Source organism: Rhodanobacter sp. TND4EL1 (assembly GCF_054061035.1).
Map to the genome: position 1 here is coordinate 165,873 of NZ_JBSSDT010000003.1, position 17,558 is coordinate 183,430.

The following is a 17,558-nucleotide window of genomic DNA, read 5'->3' on the forward strand; positions in this document are numbered from 1 at the left end:
GAGGAATTGAAACAATGGAAGACTTTTCCGCCATTTCGACCTTCGTCCGCGTGGTCGAGGCCAAGAGTTTCGCCGCCGCCGCCAGCCAGCTGGGGATGACGCCATCCGGGGTCAGTCGGGCCGTTTCCCGGCTGGAAACCCAGCTCGGCGCCCGGTTGCTGTTCCGCTCTACCCGCTCATTGCGTTTGACCGACGATGGGGCTTCGTTCCATGCACGTTGCAAGGAGATCCTTGCCGATCTGGCCGAGGCCACCGAGGCACTGAACTTCGCCAACAGCAAGCCGACCGGCAAGTTGCGCGTGGGTATTTCGCTGTCGGTGGGTCGCGCAGCCGTCATTCCCCGGCTGGCCGAATTCGAGCAGCGCTACCCGGATATCCGGCTGGAGCTGTCAATGAGCGACTCGCCGACGGATCTCAATGGTGAAGGGCTGGATTGCGCGATCCGCGTCGGCCAACTGGAGGATTCCAGTCTGATCGCGCGCAAGATCGGCTACCTGCGCAACGTGATGTGCGCCTCGCCGGACTACCTGCGCAAACATGGCGCCCCGCACAGCATCGAGGAGCTGAAGGACCATCGATGCATCAACTACGTCCACCCGAACGGCCGCCCGCGCCAATGGCAGTTCGACACGCCGCGCGGGCAGGTGAGCGTGGACATCGACGCCCACATGCTGATCAACGACGGCGAATCGGTGCTGCAGGCGGTGGCGGCCGGACTGGGCATTACCCAGGTGCCGCACATGCTGGCCGCATGCCTGCTGGACAAGGGCATGCTGGAGCTGGTGATGACCGACACCGCCTCGACGGGCAAGCCGGTGTGGATCGTCTATCCGCAGAAGAAGCATCTGTCGGCGCGGGTGCAGGCCTTCATCGAATGGGTGCGCGAACTGTTCGAACGCACCAACCAGCCGGGCCAGTGCGCCGGTGGCCTGCCGGGACTGTCGAAGCCCGCCCGCGAGAAAAGCCTGGCGGCCGTGGCCTGAGTACCCGCCGTCGCGGGCTTACGCCCCCGCTGGCACCAGCAACAGCAAGGCCACGCCGAAGGCGATGCGATAGATCGCGAACGGCGTGAAGGTGTGGCTGCGGATGTAGCCGAGCAGCCATTTCACCGCGATGAAGGCGACGATCGCCGAGACCACGAAACCGACCAGCAGCGCGGTCCAGTCTTCGTGCACGGCGCCGCCGTCCTTGACCACTTTCAGCAGCTCGTAGCCGGTAGCGGCATACATGGTCGGGATGCCGACCAGGAAGGCGAATTCCGTGGCGGCGGCACGATTGCTGGTACCGAACAGCATCGCCGCGAAAATCGTCGCCGCCGAGCGCGAGGTGCCGGGGAAGATGCCGGCGATCATCTGCGCGATGCCGACCAGGATCGCCACCTTCCAGGTGACCTCGCTGCGGTCCGGTTGGCGTGCGGCCAGGCGTTCGGCGGCGATCATCCAGAAACCGCCAATCACCAACGCCCAGGCAATCGGGGTCACTTTTTCGGGCAGTTTGAAGCCGAGCTTCACCGCGATCAGGCCAAGCACGGCGGTGATCCCGAAGGCCACCACCAGCTTCAGCAGGTAGTCGCGGTTGGCTGGTTCGCGCCATTGCGTCAGCAGCTGCCAGATCCGCTTCCAGTAGATCAGTGTCACCGCCAGGATCGCGCCAGCCTGGATGCCGATGTTGAACAGATCCGAACGCGCGCCCAGGCCGAACTTCTCGGCAATCAGCAGATGGCCGGTCGAGGAGATCGGCAGGAACTCGGTGATGCCTTCGATGATGCCGAGCAGGATGACGTGGAGCAGATCGATCACGGGAAAGTCCGTTGCGTGGAGGAATGGCCGGCGCGCCGGTCGTCGCCGCCGGGCGCCATAGCTTACGGGTTTTGCCGCCGCGGTGGATCGGCGACTAGGGTCGCGCGGCGGGACCTGCGGCGCACTGCAACGGTGCAAGGGCGTCTGGCCCGCGCGCGCCGGTGGTGCGAACGGCCAGATTTGCGCGCTGGCCTGGTCGACCTGTTCGGTCCGGAGCAAGGGTTGCGCCCGATGGCACGTGGATTGCTGAGCCGGGTTGAGGGTCGCGCGAAAAGTCGGCCCGGCATGGCCGACGGACGTCTGGACGTCCATCGGTATCGTGCCGCCGCGGCGTGACTCCCGGCGGATCGTTCTGAACCATCAGCTGTCCAGCGCCACCGACCCGGAGCGACCCGCATGAAAATGGTCACCAGCATCATCCGACCCTACAAGCTCGACGACGTGCGTGATGCACTGGCCCGCACCGGCGCGTCGGGCATCACGGTGACGGAAGTGCGCGGCTTCGGCCGCCAGAAGGGCCACACCGAGCTGTATCGCGGCGCTGAATACGTCGTCGACTTCCTGCCCAAGCTCAAGGTCGAGGTGGTGGTGCCGGACGAGTTGCTCGAGGCGGTGCTGGAGGAGATCCAGCTGGCAGCGCGCTCCGGCCATGTCGGCGATGGCAAGATTTTCGTGACCGGCGTGGACCAGGTGATCCGCATCCGTACCGGCGAACTCGACGCCGACGCGCTGTGAACCGCCCGCGCGAGGGGGCCATGAAGGAAGCCGGGCGGTTCCGCATCATCCGCAGGGGGCTGGCCGTGCTGTTGGTGCTGGTCGCGCCGATGGTGCATGCCGCCGCGGTGGTGCCGGTGGTGGACAAGGGTGACGTGGCGTGGATGCTCACGTCCACCCTGCTGGTGCTGCTGATGACGGTGCCGGGGCTGGCATTGTTCTACGGCGGGCTGGTGCGTTCGAAGAATGTGCTGTCGGTGCTGATGCAGGTGATGACGGTGTTCTCGCTGTTGCTGTTGCTGTGGGTGGCCTACGGCTACAGCCTGGTGTTCAGCGGTGGCGGCGCGCTGATCGGCAACCTCGACAAGCTGTTTCTGCGCGGCGTCACCAGGGACACGCTGGCGGCCACCTTCAGCGCGGGCGTGGCGCTGCCGGAATACGTGTTCGTGGCGTTCCAGGCGACCTTCGCGGGGATCACCGGCGCGCTGATCGTGGGTTCGTTCGCCGAGCGCATGCGTTTCCGGGCAGTGCTGCTGTTCGCGGCGATCTGGTTCACCTTTGCCTACCTGCCGATCGCGCACATGGTCTGGTCGGGGCCGGACGGTTATCTGTCCGCCAAGGGCGCGCTGGACTTCGCCGGCGGCACGGTGGTGCACATCAATGCCGGCGTGGCCGGCCTGGTCGGCGCGTATCTGGTCGGGCCGCGGCTGGGTTTGGGTCGCGAGCCGATGAAGCCGCACAACGTCACTTTCACCATGGTCGGCGCGGCACTGCTGTGGGTGGGCTGGTTCGGGTTCAACGCCGGTTCCAACCTGGAAGCGAACTCGGGTGCGGCGCTGGCCTTCATCAACACCTTGCTGGCGGCGGCGGCCGCGATGCTGGCCTGGCTGGCCACCGAGGCCCTGCTGCGCGGTCACGCGTCGATGCTCGGCGGCGCGTCCGGCGTGGTCGCCGGGCTGGTCGGCATCACCCCGGCCTGTGGCACGGTGGGGCCGATGGGCGCGATCGTGATCGGCGTGCTGGCCAGCCTTTGCTGCGTGTGGGGTGTCACCGGCCTGAAGCGCCTGTTGCGGGCCGACGATGCGCTGGATGTGTTCGGCGTGCACGGCATCGGCGGCATCGTCGGCGCGCTGCTGACCGCAGTGTTCACCGCGCCCGCGCTGGGCGGCGCCGGCGCGGCGGGCTTCAGCGTGGGCCATCAACTGGCGGTACAGGCGCTTGGCGTGCTGATCACGGTGGTCTGGAGCGCCCTGGTGTCGGTGCTCGCCTGGCTGGTGGTCAGGGCGGTGTTCGGCCTGCGTGTGACCAGCGACGCCGAGCGCGAGGGGCTGGATATCACCACCCACGGTGAAAGCGCTTACGATGTCTGAGCGGATCGTCGGATCGCCCGATTGAATGGGCAATCAGGGTGCAGCAAGGCACCCCGATTGCACCATTTTGGTACGCTCGGCGGACCCGGACGGGCCGACAAGGCCCGCCAGCCCCTGTGGTGCCGTGGTTTCGGCCATTGGCACGGGGTTTGCTCAAGTCACCCCATCATCCATCGCCGAGGTTGCTCCATGTCTGCCAACAAAGTGCTCGACCTGATCCAGGAACACGAGGTCGAATTTGTCGACCTGCGTTTTGCCGACATGCTCGGAGTGCACCATCACCTCACCTTCCCGGCGCACCAGATCGACGAGTCGACCTTCGAAGACGGCAAAATGTTCGACGGTTCCTCGATCGCTGGCTGGAAGGGCATCAGCGAGTCGGACATGATCCTGCTGCCGGACCCGGACACCGCCCACCTGGACCCGTTCAGCGCCCACGTGCAGCTGATTCTGCATTGCGACGTGCTGGAACCCAGCACCATGCAGGCCTATGGTCGCGACCCGCGCTCGATCGCCAAGCGCGGCGAAGCGTTCCTCAAATCCACCGGCATCGCCGACACCGCGTTCTTCGGTCCCGAGCCGGAATTCTTCATCTTTGATTCGGTGCGCTGGCAGAACGACCCCGGTCGCGTGTTCTACGAGATCGGCTCGGAAGAGGCGGCCTGGTCGTCGCGCTACAAGTACGACGGCAACAATCACGGCCACCGCCCGGGCGTGAAGGGCGGCTATCTTCCGGTCAGCCCGGTCGATTCGCTGGGCGACCTGCGTGCCGACATGTGCAAGGTGCTGGAATCGCTGGGTCAGAGCGTCGAAGTGCACCACCACGAAGTGGCGAACGCGGGCCAGTGCGAGATCGGCGTGCGCTTCAACACGCTGGTGAAGAAGGCCGACGAACTGATGACGATGAAGTACGTCATCAAGAACGTGGCGCACCAGAACGGCAAGACCGTCACCTTCATGCCCAAGCCGCTGGTTGGCGACAACGGCAGCGGCATGCACGTGCACCAGTCGCTGGCCAAGAACGGCGAGAACCTGTTTGCCGGCGATCTCTACGGCGGCCTATCGCAGACCGCGCTGTGGTACATCGGCGGCATCTTCAAGCACGCCCGCGCCATCAACGCCTTCGCCAACTCCACCACCAACAGCTACAAGCGGCTGGTGCCGGGTTTCGAGGCGCCGGTGATGCTCGCGTACTCGGCGCGCAATCGTTCGGCCAGCTGCCGCATCCCGTTCGTGGCCAGCCCCAAGGGTCGCCGCATCGAAGTGCGCTTCCCCGATCCGATGAACTCCGGCTACCTGGTGTTCACCGCGCTGATGATGGCCGGCCTCGACGGCATCCTCAACAAGATCGACCCGGGCGCGCCGGCCGACAAGGACCTGTACGACCTGCCGCCGGAAGAAGAGAAGAACATTCCGCAGGTGTGCTCCAGCCTCGACGCCGCGCTGGAAGCGCTGGACAAGGATCGCGACTTCCTCAAGGCCGGCGGCGTGTTCACCGACGACTTCATCGATGCCTACATCGAAGTGAAGATGAAGGAAGTCACCCGGTACCGCGCCAGCACCCACCCGCTGGAATTCCAGATGTACTACTCGCTCTGATCGATACGCTCGGTGGCGAAGCAAGACGGGCGCCCAGGCGCCCGTCTTGCTTGTGTACTGCTACATTCCGCAGCTGAATCCCTGCAAGGAACGTCACATGGCATGGATCGCCAGAACCTTCGCCTGGCTCGTCGCGGCATGCGTGCTCGCCTGGGTCCTCGGCTTCTTGTGGACACGCTTGCGCCCGCCCACCGCCGAACAGGCGCAGGCGCTGTCGTTGCTTGCCACCAGGCCACCGCCAGCCGACGCGCCCAACGCGTGGGCGAATTTCTGGCTGCTGGATTACGACATTCCTGCCGCACAAATCGCTTCGGCGTACGCACTGGAGCGCGAGCAGCTCGCCGCATGGGCGCAACATCGTCGCGATGCATCCGCCCCCGGCGATTACGTCGGCACGCTCGGACAACGCTTTTCGAAGCGGCCTGCGTTGAGTCCTGACGATCAAAAACAGCTTTGCCGCGGGGCCGACGACGAGTGCCTGGCCAAGGTGCGCGCAAACGCGCTGGTGCTGGGCAAGCTGCTCGCCGCGCAGGCGGGCCGCCTGGCGCAAATCCGAGCCATCCCGCTGAACGCCGTGCTTTGGGACGACACCCCGCTTTCGTTGGATACACCGACACCCAGCTTCGCGCAGGCGGGCAATCTCCGCCTGACGGCAGCGGCATGGGACTTTGTCGACGGGCGGCAAGAGGTGGCAATGGCGCAGGTTTGCCACGACGCGCGCGTGGTGCGCCAGCTGCACGCCCATACCAATTCGCTGCTCGGCGCGATGGTGGCCGATGCCTGGATGGATTCCATCGAACGTCTGCTGGCCGGCATGTTGCGGGAATGGCCGGCAGTGCAGCCCGTGCCGGCGGACTGTGCCCTCGCCTTCGCACCAGTCACTCGCGCCGACGTGGATCTGTGCGCACCCGTGCGCCGGGAATACCAGTACGCGCTCACCGCCATGGCCATCGTCGACGGCGAGCCTTCGCATGGCGCGAGCCGGCTGCAGCGTCTGCTGGTGGCTCCGGGACGCACGCGCTCGCTGCTGGCACCACGCTACGCCTGGAGCTGCCAGGCGCAGACGATCGACGACATGCAAAACGATGTTCGGCTGAGCTCGGATCAGATCCCGCCCCTTCGCTCCGACCTGTTCGACAGGGTCGCCAATCCGATGGGGCGGCTGTTGGCCGGGGTCGCCGCGCCGGGGTACACCAAATACATGAACCGCAATGCGGACTTCGCGGCGGGCCTGCGCCTGACCAGCTGGTTCCTGGCGACTCGCGCCAGCGCCACCACGCCGCAGGCATGGCGGAAGGCCTTCAACCAGGCACTACCCGCCCTGCAACGGGGAGGCAGCCGGCGCTTCCAACTGGACGACTCCGAAGGACAGCTGCTGATGCCGTACAGCAAGCCACGCCGTCATCGCGACGCCCTCGTGCTGCCGTTGTCGTCCTAGAGGGAGCGCCGTTGTTGCACCAAACGGGCGCATTGCCCAATATGGTGCAATGAACGTGACCGATTGCCCCAGCTGGGCGGAGCCGATGACGACCGGGCTGGCCCGGGTCGACGCCGCGCTGCGCCTGCAATGGATCAATCCGGCGCTGGCCGAATGGCTGGGGCTGGGGCCGCGAAGTGCGGCGGGGCAACCTTTGGCGCGCTGGCTGGATGACACCGCGCTGAGCCAGGCCGCGCGCGTGCTGACCGACCAGCGGCCGCTGCAATGGCGCGAGATGGCACTGGCCGACGCCGCCGGTCGCGAGCTCGTGGCGGACGTTGCCCTGCAACCGGCCGACGATGGTTTGTTGATGGAAGTCCATGTGCTGGCCGCGCCGCCGTCGACCGCTTCGCCGCTGTCGGCCACGCTGCGTGGCTTCGCCCACGAAGTGAAGAACCCGCTGGCCGGCTTGCGCGGGGCGGCGCAGCTGTTGCAGCGCCGGGTCGATACCGAGGATCTGCGAGCGCTGGCGGGATTGATCATCGACGAGGCCGATCGTCTTGGCGCGCTCGCCAATCGCCTGCTGCATCACGATGGCGCAGCCCGGCCGGGCCCGGTCAACATCCACCAGTTGCTGCAGCGGCTCACCGACCTGCTGCAGGCCGAGCCGTCGCCGATCCATCTGCGCCACGACTACGACCCCAGCGTGCCGGACCTGCATGGCGATGCCGATCGCCTGCAACAGGTGCTGCTGAATCTCGCCCGCAACGCGGCTGAAGCTGGCGCACGCACCCTGACCTTGCGTACGCGGGTCGAGCACGGCGTGCGGGTGGGTGAGCGGATCGTGCGGATGGTGTTGCGGGTGGAGGTGATCGACGACGGCGCCGGCGTGCCAACCGCGCTGCGCGACACCCTGTTCCAGCCGCTGGTTTCCGGTCGGGCCGACGGCACCGGCCTGGGTTTGGCACTGTCGCGGGAGATCGCCCACGAGCACGGCGGCGAGCTGCGCTGCAGCAGCCGGCCCGGGCATACCGTGTTTTCGCTGTACCTGCCGCTGGAGCGCACGCATGACTGAAGAGATCTGGCTGCTCGACGATGACCGCGGCGTGCGCTTCGTGCTGGCCGAAGCGCTGCGCGACGCGGGGCTCAACGTGCGCGAGTTCGGCGATGTCGCTGCCGCGCGCACCGCTTTGCAGGCATCGCGCCCCGCCCTGCTGCTCACCGATGTGCGCATGCCCGGTGAAGACGGCCTGGCCTTGCTCGGCGAGTTGCAGACGCAGGGCATCGGCCCGGTGATCGTGATGAGTGCCTATACCGACGTGGCCACTACCGCGGCGGCGTATCGCTTCGGTGCGGTGGACTACCTGGCCAAGCCGTTCGATCTCGATCACGCGGTGGCCTCGGTGCAGCGTGCGCTGGCCAGCGCCGGTGCTCCCGCCGTGACGGCCGCCAACGCGCCGGCACCGAACCACGCCTTGCTCGGCGAAAGTGCGCCGATGCGCGAGGTGTTCCGGCTGATCGGCCGGGTCGCCGCCAGCGATCTCAACGTGCTGGTCACCGGGGAAACCGGCACCGGCAAGGAGCTGGTCGCGCGTGCGCTGCACGAGGAAAGCGCGCGGCGCGACAAGGCGTTCGTGGCGCTGAACACCGCGGCGATTCCCAGCGAGTTGCTGGAGAGTGAGCTGTTCGGCCACGAGGCAGGCGCGTTCACCGGCGCCACCCGCCGCGTTGCCGGCCGCTTCGAGCAGGCGGAGGGCGGCACGCTGTTCCTCGACGAAATCGGCGACATGCCGCTGATTCTGCAGACACGGCTGTTGCGTGTGCTGGCCGGTGGCGAGTTCTATCGCGTCGGTGGGCGCGAGCTGATCCGCTGCAACGTGCGGATCGTCGCCGCCACCCACCAGGATCTCGCCACCCGCGTCGCCGCCGGCCTGTTCCGGGCCGATCTGATGCACCGGCTGGACGTGGTGCGCATCGAACTGCCGCCGCTGCGCACCCGTCGCAGCGACATCGCGCTGTTGGCGCAGCACTTCCTTGCCGCGACCGCGCAAGAGCTGAAACTGTCGCCGAAGCGTTTCTCAAAAAGCGCGCTGAAACTGGTCGCGCAGCGCGACTACCCCGGCAACGTGCGCGAGCTGGAAAACCTGTGCCGCCGGCTCGCCGTGATCGCTCCCGGGAACGAAATCCTGCCGGGCGATCTGGGCGCCGTGGTGAAGAACACCCACGGGGGCGAATGGACCGACGCACTGCGAGAGTGGGCCGTGCAGGCCCTGGCCGACGGCGAAGCCGGCATCCACGCAAGGGCCCGTGAAGCACTGGACCAGACCCTGCTGCAGGCGGCGATGGAAGCCAATGGCGGCCATCGCCAGAACGCGTCACAGGCATTGGGGGTCGGTCGCAACACGCTCACCCGCAAGCTCGGTGCTTCACGCACGCGGCGTAGCTGACGCGTCCGATTCTCCGGGTGCCTTCGCGCCCGGTCGAAGAGCTGGCGGGCAGTGCCCGCCCTACGCCGAGCGCGGGCGAGCCGGTACTTCCTGCGAGGTGGTGGCCCCAAGGGTGATGCGAAGGCGGTGCGTCTTGCCGTCGTCGAGCAGGGCGATCGGTGTATCCGCTGGCAGCATCTGGCCATCCATTTCCACGCTTTCCACGCCACCGCAGACGTGGTGCGGGTTGTCCACGCGGATCTCGTAGCGGCTGACATGTTTGCCGCGATGGCGATAGACGATCTCGAATTCGGGCCACGCCTTGGGCATGCACGGTTCGATGCGCAGTTGGTCGCCCTGCAGGTGGAAGCCGAGCACGGCCTCCAGTCCTGCGCGATACAGCCAGGCGGCCGAGCCGGTATACCAGGTCCAGCCGCCGCGACCGACGTGCGGCGCGACGGAATAGACGTCCGCACAGACCGCATACGGCTCGACCTTGTAACGCGCGATCGCATCGGCGTTGTCCGCGTGATTGATCGGGTTGAGCAGCCGGAACTGATCGCCTGCACGGTCACCATCGCCCAGCCCGGCCCAGGCGAAGATCGACCACGTCGCGCCATGCGTGTACTGCCCGCCGTTCTCGCGCACGCCGGGCGGGTAACCCTTGATGTAGCCGGGGTCTTCCGCCCCGTCCTGGTCGAAGGGCGGAGTGAACAGCCGGGCGACCTGGTGGGGATGGTCGACCAGCAAGCGGTCGACCGACGCCATCGCCTGCCCGGCGTGCTCGCGGGGGACGCCGCCGGCCATGACGCTCCAGGACTGCGCGATGGTGTCGATCTGGCACTGGCTGCTCTGCGCGGAACCCAGCGGTGCGCCATCGTCGTAATAGCCGCGTCGATACCACTGACCATCCCACGCCTGTTCCAGCGCCGCGCGCATGGCGTCGGCGTAGTCGCGCCAGCGCCTGGCGCGATCACCTTCGTGGCGCTGTTCGGCGATCGGTGCAAACTGCCCGATCGTGGCCAGCAGGAACCAGCCGAGCCAGCTGCTTTCGCCACGGCCCTCGGCACCGACCGCATTCATGCCGTCGTTCCAGTCACCGGTGCCGATCAACGGCAGGCCATGGGCGCCGCGCGTGAGACTGGAATCGATCGCCCGCGCGCAGTGCTCGTAGATCGTCGCCGTCTCGTCCGACACCGCCGGCTGGAAGAACGCGTCGGTGGCGTCGTCCGGGATCGCCTGACCCTTGAGGAACGGCAGCACCTCATCGAGCACGGCCCGGTCGCCGCTGACCTCGACGTAATGCATCGCCACGTAAGCGAGCCAGACCCGGTCGTCGCGAATCCGGGTACGAATGCCCTGGCCGCCCGGCGGCAGCCACCAGTGCTGCACGTCGCCTTCGGCGAACTGGCGACCGGCGGCGCGCAGCAGATGCTCGCGGGCCAGGTCCGGCCGGCTGACACACAAGGCCATCACGTCCTGCAGCTGATCGCGGAAACCGTACGCGCCGCTGGCCTGGTAGTACGCCGTGCGTGCCCACAGCCGGCACGCGGTCACCTGATACAGCGCCCAATCGTTGAGCAACAGATCCATGCTCCGATCCGGCGTCTTCACCTGCACGGTATCGAGCAGGCCATTCCACAGCGTGGCAACCTCGGCCAGCACGGCGTCGACGTCGCAGTCGCGATACCTGGTCACCAGCGCCCGCGCGGCGGCCTCGTCGTTTCCTTCGCCGAGCAGGAAAAGCAGGTCCAGCTCGGTGCCTGGCGGCAGCTCGACCTGCGTCTGCAGCGCGCCACACGGGTTCATGCCGGCACCCACGCGCCCATCCAGCGGTGCGCCATCCTGCAGTGCGGCCGGCGCGCTGATGCTGCCGAGCGGCCCGAGGAAGCGGGCCCGGTCCCCGCTGAGGGTCGACGGCGCCCCGGCCAGATCGAAAAAGGCCACCCGTTCGCCAAAATCGGCACGCCAGCGATTGCGCGCAAACAGCGCACCGGTGGCGTCATCGCGTGATGTCACCACGAACGGTGCCGGCGTGCTGCCATTGGCACCCAGTGCCCAGGCGACGTAACCGGTGATCGCCAGTCGGCGCGTGCGCGCGGAGCGGTTGCGCAGGCGCAAACGTGACAACTTGATCGAGTCGTCGGTCGGCACGCACTGGACCAGCTCCAGGTCGATGCCGTGCGCGTTGTTGGAAAAACGCGTCCAGCCCTTGCCGTGAGTGGCAACGCAGTGCGCGCCAGCGACGCGTATCGGCAGTGCGGTGGCCGTCCACAACGCACCGTCGTCCGCATCCCGCAAATAGATCACCTCGTGCGGCATGTCGCTGACGGGATCGTTTGGCCACGGCGTCAGCGGATTCTGCTGGCTGTTGCCCGACCAGGTGTAGCCGCCGCCTTCGGCCGTGGCGAGGAAACCGAACGCCTGGTTGGCGATCACATTCGACCAGGGCGCCGGGGTGGGATGGGCCGCGTCCAGTTCGATCCGATAGGCGCGGCCTTCCTCGCAGAAGCCGCCATGGCCGTTCGGGAATTCGAGCTTGCCGTCGCGCGCATCGATCGCTGCGACGGCCTTGCTGGCGCGGATCGCTGCGGGCGGCGCGGTGCTCGATGCCGGTGTCGTCTCGACCTGGTGGGGCGTCCCCTGCGCGTTGTCGAGCACCAGCCGCGCCACCGTCAGCAGGCCATCGCGCACGTCGTCGCTGATCTGGTCGTCGCGCAGGCAGAAGAGCTCGACCTTGGCGCCGTCACCGTTGTTCTCGAGTTGCTGCTTTTGCTCGTCCACGCGCCGGTTGAGTTCGTCTCGCGTGGCCTTGGCCTCGCTGCCCAGCTGATCCAGCACCAGGATATCCATCGCCCATTGACGGCTGCGCCACCAGCGCTGGGCGAGCAGCAAGTCATCAAGCTGCTGAAGATCGTCGGGCTCGCGCACCATCAGCAAGCCGATCGGTCGATCACCGGAGATGCTGGCACCCCACAAGGTCGGTGGTCCGCCATGACCACGCGCACGTTGTTCGGCGCTCGCCTGACGGGACGCATCGCTGTAGAGCAATGCGTGTTGCCATTCCGCGAAGCGTTCGAGCCGTGACGGGCTGACGCCGAAGCGGGAGCATTCGGCCCGGGCATGCTGGCTGGCCTGCTCGAACAACCGTGCGGCGGCATCCGGCTGGCTCATCTGCGCGCTCAATGCCACGGCACCGTCGCGGGTGTCTGCCAGTTGCGTCCACAGCAGCAACTCGATGCTGCCACCGGGTGCCAGCGTGAATTCTTGGCGCAGGCTGAACACCGGGTCCAGCACGCAGCCGGTGGTGCCTGACAGCGCGGCATGCGCCTGCATGGCGGCCGCGTTGCGCAGCGTGCGCCCGCGACCCAGGAAACGGGCCCGATCGGTTTCATGCGAGTGGTGGGTGGCCGAAGCGCCGGCGACCTGCAGCGCCTGCGCCGCCCATACCTGGGCCTGGCTGTCGCTGCGCCGGCGGCGCGTGGCCAGCAGCAGTTGATGCTGCTCGTCCCATTCGGTCTGCACGAACATCTTGGAGAAGGCGGGATGGGCGTTGTCATCTCCGGTCGGGCCCAGCACCAGTTCGGCGTAGCTGGTTACCGACAGGGTCCGGCTGGAATCGGCGTGATTGCGCACCGTCAGTCGGCGCAACTCGACATCCGTCGCCGCTGCCACGGCGATCTCCAGCACGCTCTCCACCTCGTCGTGCCGGCGGCTGAAGCGGGCGCTGCCGGCGTCGTGTTGCATCGTATCGGTGGCCTCGCTCACCCCGAACGGCTGCGTCACCGTGCTCCACACGGCGCCATGATCCTCGTCGCGCAGCAGCAAAAAGGTGCCCCACGGATCGGTCACCGGATCCTCGCGCCAGCGGGTGACGGCCAGGTCGCGCCAGCGGATGAAGCCGGCGCCGTTGTTGTTCAACACGGTGCTGAGATTGCCGTTGGAGAGTATCGGTGGCGGCGTGGTGCCTGTACCGGCGGTGGGTGGAACGGGGGAACGGGAAGACATGGTGAGCGCGAACTCCTTGGCAGGTCGTCGCGGGATCAATCCCCCACGATGTCTCGCCAGCCTACGGCGACAACGGGGAAACAGCGCGTGAAAGCACTGCGCTTACACGCTGTCCATGCAGACCGTTGCCCAGACTGGTGGGTGGATAGCGGCCGCATTCGTGGCACGAATAGCGAATGCCGTTGTCCCAACCCTGCCAATAGATGGGGTGATCGGCGCGGCCGTATGCTGTGCCTTTCGTCTCCCGTTTGAATCACATGGACCTTTCTGGATGCTGACCCCCGCGCTGCCCACGCTCTCCGATGAAGCCCTGCTGGAGCGCATGCAGCGTGCCGCGTTCGGCTATTTCGTGGAGACCATGAACCCCGCGAACGGCCTGGTGCCGGATACCTCGCGCGAGAATTCGCCGGTGAGCATTGCCGTGGTGGGCTTCGCGCTGTCGGTTTATCCCGCCGCCGTCGAGCGCGGCTGGATGGATCGTGGCGAGGCGGTGCAGCGCTGCCTGCTGGCGCTGCGCTTCTTCCACGCCAGTGACCAGAGCGGCAGCCCCACCGCGACCGGCTTCAAGGGTTTCTACTACCACTTCCTGGACATCCACACGGGCACGCGCGTGTGGCAATCGGAGTTGTCGATGATCGACAGCGCCCTGCTGATCGCCGGCATGCTCACCGCGGCTGCGTATTTCCAGGCCGACAACACGGCGGAGGCCGAGCTTCGCGCGCTGGCCGACATGCTGTATCGCCGCGTCGACTGGCGCTGGTCGCAGGATGACTCCGGCACGATCCGCCAGGGCTGGAAGCCGGAGTGCGGGTATCTGCACTACGGCTGGGAAGGCTATAGCGAGGCCATCGTGCTGTACGCGCTGGCGATGGGCTCGCCGACCCATCCGGTTTCCCCGGAGTGCTATGCGGGGTGGGAGGCCACGTACCAATGGGAGAACCTGTACAACCAGGATTTCCTCTACGCCGGGCCGCTGTTCGTGCATCACTTCTCGCACGCCTGGGTTGACCTGCGCGGCATCCAGGACGCCTTCATGCGCCAGAAGCGCTCGGACTATTTTGAGAACACGCGCCGCGCGGTCAACGTGCAACGTCGCTATACCCAGCTCAATCCGAACGAGTTTGTCGGTTATGACCGCAACTGTTGGGGACTGTCGGCCTGCGACGGCCCGACCGACGAGCAACCCAACATCAACAACGAACCTCGTCGCCTGTTCGGTTACGCCGCGCGCGGCGTGCCCTATGGCCCGGATGACGGCACGCTGTCGCCGCCGTCCGTGCTGGCCTCGGTACCGTTCGCACCGGAACTGGCGCTCGGCGCGCTGCGCAACATGCTGTTGCGCTATCCGGAAATTCTCACGAACGATCGGCTGGCCACCAGCTTCAACGCCAGCGTGTGTGACGCCCGTGGTCGGCCCTGGGTGTCGCCGGGACACTACGGACTGGATCAGGGCATCGTGTTCATGATGATCGAGAACCATCGCAGTGGCAGTATCTGGCGGTGGCTGCGCGGTTGCGCCCCGCTGGTCGACGGCTTGCGTAAGGCGGGCTTCGCCGGCGGCTGGCTGGATCAGCCGATGCAGGAGGCGGTGCGATGAGCACGAAGTTTGACGCCAGCATCTGCACGCCGGTGGACGCCTATGAGCGCAAGCGTCTGGCGGCCGTGTGCCCCTCGTCCTGGAACAACCCCGAGCCCAGCGGTCCGTATCAGCTGTTGATCATTGGTGCCGGGCCAGCCGGCCTGACCGCCGCCATCGAGGCCGCGTCGCTCGGTGTGACGGTAGCGCTGATCGAACGCCACGAAATCGGCGGTACCTGCTTCAACACCGGCTGCATTCCGTCCAAGACGCTGCTGCGTACCGCGGCGGTGTACGCGGAAATGCGCGACGCTGCGCGCTATGGGGCGCAGGCACCGGAAGACATCCAGGTCGATTTCGCCGCGGCAATGACGCGCCTGCGGCGCATCCGCAGCCACCTGACCAACACCACGTCGGTGCGCCTGCTGGCCGCCAGCGGCGTCGACGTGTTCTTCGGCAAGGCGACCTTCGAGGGCCCTGATCGACTGAGCGTGAACGGGCAACTGCTGCAGTTCGAGAAGGCCATGATCGCCACCGGCGCGCGACCGGACATCCCCGACGTTCCGGGCTTGAAGCAGGCCGGCTTTCTCACCAACACCACCATCTTCGAACTGGCCGAGTTGCCGCGGCGATTGCTGGTGATTGGTGGTGGCCCGCTCGGCTGCGAACTGGCGCAGGCGTTCCAGCGGCTGGGCTCGAAAGTCACCATCGTGCAGAAACTGCCGTTGTTCCTGGAGCGGGAGGAGCGCGATGCGGCGCAGACGCTGTCCGATGCGTTCGCCCGCGATGGCATCGAGGTGCGCCTCAACACTACCGCCCGCAACGTTGGCGTGGACGGCAACGAGAAAGTGGTCGATCTGGTCAGCGATGACTATCACAGCACGATTCGCGTTGACGCCATCCTGACCGGCGTCGGACGTCTTCCGAACGTGCAGGGACTGGCGCTGGAAAAGGCCGGCGTGAGTTACGACGAGAGCGCCGGCATCAGCGTCGATGACCAGCTGCGCACGGCCAACCCGCGAATCTATGCGGCCGGCGACGTATGCCTTGAGGCCAGGTACACGGATATCGCGGAGGAATCCGGACGCATCGTGGTGCGCAACGCCCTGCTCGGCGGGCGCGAAAAACTGAGCAAACTGGTGGTGCCCTGGTGTACCTACACCGATCCGGAAATCGCCCACGTCGGCATGTACGTGCGCGATGCCAATGCGCAGGGCGTGCCGGTGAAAACCTTCACCGTGCCAATGCATCAGGTCGATCGGTCGATGACCGACAGCGAGCAGGGCGGCTTCGTGAAGATTCACGTGCTCGACGGCACCGATCGCATTCTCGGCGCCACCATCGTGTCGCGCGATGCCGGCGACATGATCAGCCAGGTCACCCTGGCGATGGTGGCCGGTCTGGGCATGCGCACGCTGGCGAAGGTGATCCACGCCTATCCGACCAAGACCGCCGCCATCCGGCTCGCGGCGAAGGCCTATAACCGAACCCGCGTCAGCGCACGCGTGGTGGCCCGCCTGAAGCGATGGCTGGCGCGACCGCGCTGATCCCGGTCACGCCGACTTTCCGTTTCAACACCTAGACTGTTTTCCTTTTCTCCACTCACGCAAGGACTTTCCCATGCAACTCGGCATGATCGGCCTCGGCAAGATGGGCGCCAACATGGCGCAACGACTCATCAAGGGCGGCCACAAGGTCACCGGCTTCGATCCCAGCGCGGATGCGCGCAAGAGCCTTGAAGGCAACGGCGGCAGCTCGGCGCATTCCCTGAAGGCGCTGGTGCAGGCGCTGCCCGCCCCGCGTGTGCTGTGGTTGATGGTGCCCTCGGGCAAGATCACCGATGACACCGTCGATGCCTTGCTGGCGCTGCTCGACAAGGGCGACACGATGATCGACGGCGGCAACTCCAACTACAAGGACTCCCTGGGCCACGCGGCCAAGTGCGCCGACAAGGGCGTCAACTATGTCGACTGCGGCACCAGCGGCGGCGTGTGGGGGCTGGCCGAGGGATACAGCATGATGGTCGGCGGCGACGAGAAGGTGGTCGACGGCCTGAAGCCGATCTTCGAAACGCTGGCGCCGGGCAAGGACAAAGGCTGGGGCCGCGTCGGCCCGGTCGGCTCGGGCCACTACACCAAGATGGTCCACAACGGCATCGAGTACGGCCTGATGCAGGCCTACGCCGAAGGCTTCTCCATCCTCAAGCACAAGGAAGAATTCGGCCTCGATCTGGCCCAGGTCGGCGAGATCTGGCGCTATGGCAGCGTGGTGCGTTCGTGGCTGCTGGAACTGACCACCGATGCCTTGAACAAGAACCCGACGATGGAAGGCATCGCCCCCTACGTGGTCGATTCCGGCGAAGGCCGCTGGACGGTGAACGCCGCGCTCGAACTGAACGTCTCCGCGCCGGTGATCACGCTGTCGCTGATGGAACGTTTCCGCTCGCGCGACGATGATTCGTTCACCGACAAACTGCTGGCGTCGATGCGCAACGAGTTTGGCGGGCACGCGATCAAGAAGGAGTAGGCCGGCTCATCGGTTCATCGGTTCGTCGGCGCGAGAGCGGAGATCCGCTCTCGATCCGCGCCGCGCTCGCGGAAGGGAACGCGCTCCGCTGCCATACTTGTCACCCCGGTCGAAGAGTCTCTG

Annotated in this window: 12 protein-coding genes; 10 read left to right on the forward strand and 2 right to left on the reverse strand. The window is 66.6% G+C overall.

Annotation, left to right across the window (positions count from 1 at the left end; all coding sequences use genetic code 11):
* The first annotated feature begins 14 nt into the window (after window positions 1–14).
* A complete protein-coding gene (locus ACVWWQ_RS12565) occupies window positions 15–983 on the forward strand; it encodes a LysR family transcriptional regulator (RefSeq protein ID WP_133949008.1) in 969 nt (322 codons plus the stop codon).
* An 18-nt stretch (window positions 984–1,001) separates the two neighbouring features.
* Here the strand turns inward: ACVWWQ_RS12565 and ACVWWQ_RS12570 are convergent, their stop codons facing one another.
* A complete protein-coding gene (locus ACVWWQ_RS12570; protein WP_133949006.1) occupies window positions 1,002–1,799 on the reverse strand; it encodes an undecaprenyl-diphosphate phosphatase in 798 nt (265 codons plus the stop codon).
* 396 nt (window positions 1,800–2,195) lie between these two features.
* On the opposite strand from ACVWWQ_RS12570, the gene ACVWWQ_RS12575 reads away from it, so the two are divergent.
* From ACVWWQ_RS12575 to ntrC, 6 genes are all read left to right on the forward strand, one after another.
* On the forward strand, window positions 2,196–2,534 hold the full coding sequence (locus ACVWWQ_RS12575) for a P-II family nitrogen regulator (protein ID WP_099653222.1): 339 nt from the start codon (window positions 2,196–2,198) through the stop codon (window positions 2,532–2,534).
* Window positions 2,535–2,554: 20 nt separating this feature from the next.
* On the forward strand, window positions 2,555–3,883 hold the full coding sequence (locus ACVWWQ_RS12580) for an ammonium transporter (RefSeq protein WP_133949004.1): 1,329 nt from the start codon (window positions 2,555–2,557) through the stop codon (window positions 3,881–3,883).
* 189 nt (window positions 3,884–4,072) lie between these two features.
* Window positions 4,073–5,482, forward strand: a complete 1,410-nt coding sequence (glnA, locus tag ACVWWQ_RS12585; protein ID WP_099653221.1) for a type I glutamate--ammonia ligase — start codon at window positions 4,073–4,075, stop codon at window positions 5,480–5,482.
* A gap of 97 nt (window positions 5,483–5,579) precedes the next feature.
* A complete protein-coding gene (locus tag ACVWWQ_RS12590) occupies window positions 5,580–6,920 on the forward strand; it encodes a hypothetical protein (protein ID WP_133949002.1) in 1,341 nt (446 codons plus the stop codon).
* A 49-nt stretch (window positions 6,921–6,969) separates the two neighbouring features.
* Window positions 6,970–7,974, forward strand: coding sequence for an ATP-binding protein (locus ACVWWQ_RS12595; protein ID WP_133949000.1), 1,005 nt, complete (start codon window positions 6,970–6,972; stop codon window positions 7,972–7,974).
* Entirely contained in the window at window positions 7,967–9,346 is a 1,380-nt protein-coding gene (gene ntrC / locus ACVWWQ_RS12600; protein WP_133948998.1) for a nitrogen regulation protein NR(I), read from the forward strand. The genes ACVWWQ_RS12595 and ntrC overlap by 8 nt, the downstream gene beginning before the upstream one ends.
* Window positions 9,347–9,406: 60 nt before the next feature.
* Here ntrC and ACVWWQ_RS12605 read toward each other — a convergent pair whose 3' ends face one another.
* Window positions 9,407–13,333, reverse strand: a complete 3,927-nt coding sequence (locus tag ACVWWQ_RS12605) for a GH36-type glycosyl hydrolase domain-containing protein (protein ID WP_133948996.1) — start codon at window positions 13,331–13,333, stop codon at window positions 9,407–9,409.
* A 271-nt stretch (window positions 13,334–13,604) separates the two neighbouring features.
* On the opposite strand from ACVWWQ_RS12605, the gene ACVWWQ_RS12610 reads away from it, so the two are divergent.
* The 3 genes from ACVWWQ_RS12610 to gnd all read left to right on the forward strand — a co-directional run bounded on the left by ACVWWQ_RS12610 (window position 13,605) and on the right by gnd (window position 17,435).
* On the forward strand, window positions 13,605–14,930 hold the full coding sequence (locus tag ACVWWQ_RS12610; protein WP_133948994.1) for a glucoamylase family protein: 1,326 nt from the start codon (window positions 13,605–13,607) through the stop codon (window positions 14,928–14,930).
* The gene (locus ACVWWQ_RS12615; protein WP_133948992.1) at window positions 14,927–16,456 is read left to right on the forward strand and encodes a mercuric reductase; all 1,530 of its coding nucleotides are present in this window, start codon (window positions 14,927–14,929) and stop codon (window positions 16,454–16,456) included. Before ACVWWQ_RS12610 ends, ACVWWQ_RS12615 begins: the two co-directional genes overlap by 4 nt.
* A 73-nt stretch (window positions 16,457–16,529) precedes the next feature.
* On the forward strand, window positions 16,530–17,435 hold the full coding sequence (gene gnd, locus ACVWWQ_RS12620) for a phosphogluconate dehydrogenase (NAD(+)-dependent, decarboxylating) (protein WP_133948990.1): 906 nt from the start codon (window positions 16,530–16,532) through the stop codon (window positions 17,433–17,435).
* The last annotated feature ends 123 nt before the right edge of the window (window positions 17,436–17,558 follow it).

What these genes read in the sequence shown, in the direction of transcription:
- ACVWWQ_RS12605 (WP_133948996.1), bottom strand. Translation starts at nt 13,333, where the DNA reads ATGTCTTCCCGTTCCCCCGTTCCACCCACCGCCGGTACAGGCACCACG.
- ACVWWQ_RS12590 (WP_133949002.1), top strand. Translation starts at nt 5,580, where the DNA reads ATGGCATGGATCGCCAGAACCTTCGCCTGGCTCGTCGCGGCATGCGTG.
- glnA (WP_099653221.1), top strand. Translation starts at nt 4,073, where the DNA reads ATGTCTGCCAACAAAGTGCTCGACCTGATCCAGGAACACGAGGTCGAA.
- ntrC (WP_133948998.1), top strand. Translation starts at nt 7,967, where the DNA reads ATGACTGAAGAGATCTGGCTGCTCGACGATGACCGCGGCGTGCGCTTC.
- ACVWWQ_RS12615 (WP_133948992.1), top strand. Translation starts at nt 14,927, where the DNA reads ATGAGCACGAAGTTTGACGCCAGCATCTGCACGCCGGTGGACGCCTAT.
- ACVWWQ_RS12610 (WP_133948994.1), top strand. Translation starts at nt 13,605, where the DNA reads ATGCTGACCCCCGCGCTGCCCACGCTCTCCGATGAAGCCCTGCTGGAG.
- ACVWWQ_RS12575 (WP_099653222.1), top strand. Translation starts at nt 2,196, where the DNA reads ATGAAAATGGTCACCAGCATCATCCGACCCTACAAGCTCGACGACGTG.
- ACVWWQ_RS12580 (WP_133949004.1), top strand. Translation starts at nt 2,555, where the DNA reads ATGAAGGAAGCCGGGCGGTTCCGCATCATCCGCAGGGGGCTGGCCGTG.
- gnd (WP_133948990.1), top strand. Translation starts at nt 16,530, where the DNA reads ATGCAACTCGGCATGATCGGCCTCGGCAAGATGGGCGCCAACATGGCG.
- ACVWWQ_RS12595 (WP_133949000.1), top strand. Translation starts at nt 6,970, where the DNA reads ATGAACGTGACCGATTGCCCCAGCTGGGCGGAGCCGATGACGACCGGG.
- ACVWWQ_RS12565 (WP_133949008.1), top strand. Translation starts at nt 15, where the DNA reads ATGGAAGACTTTTCCGCCATTTCGACCTTCGTCCGCGTGGTCGAGGCC.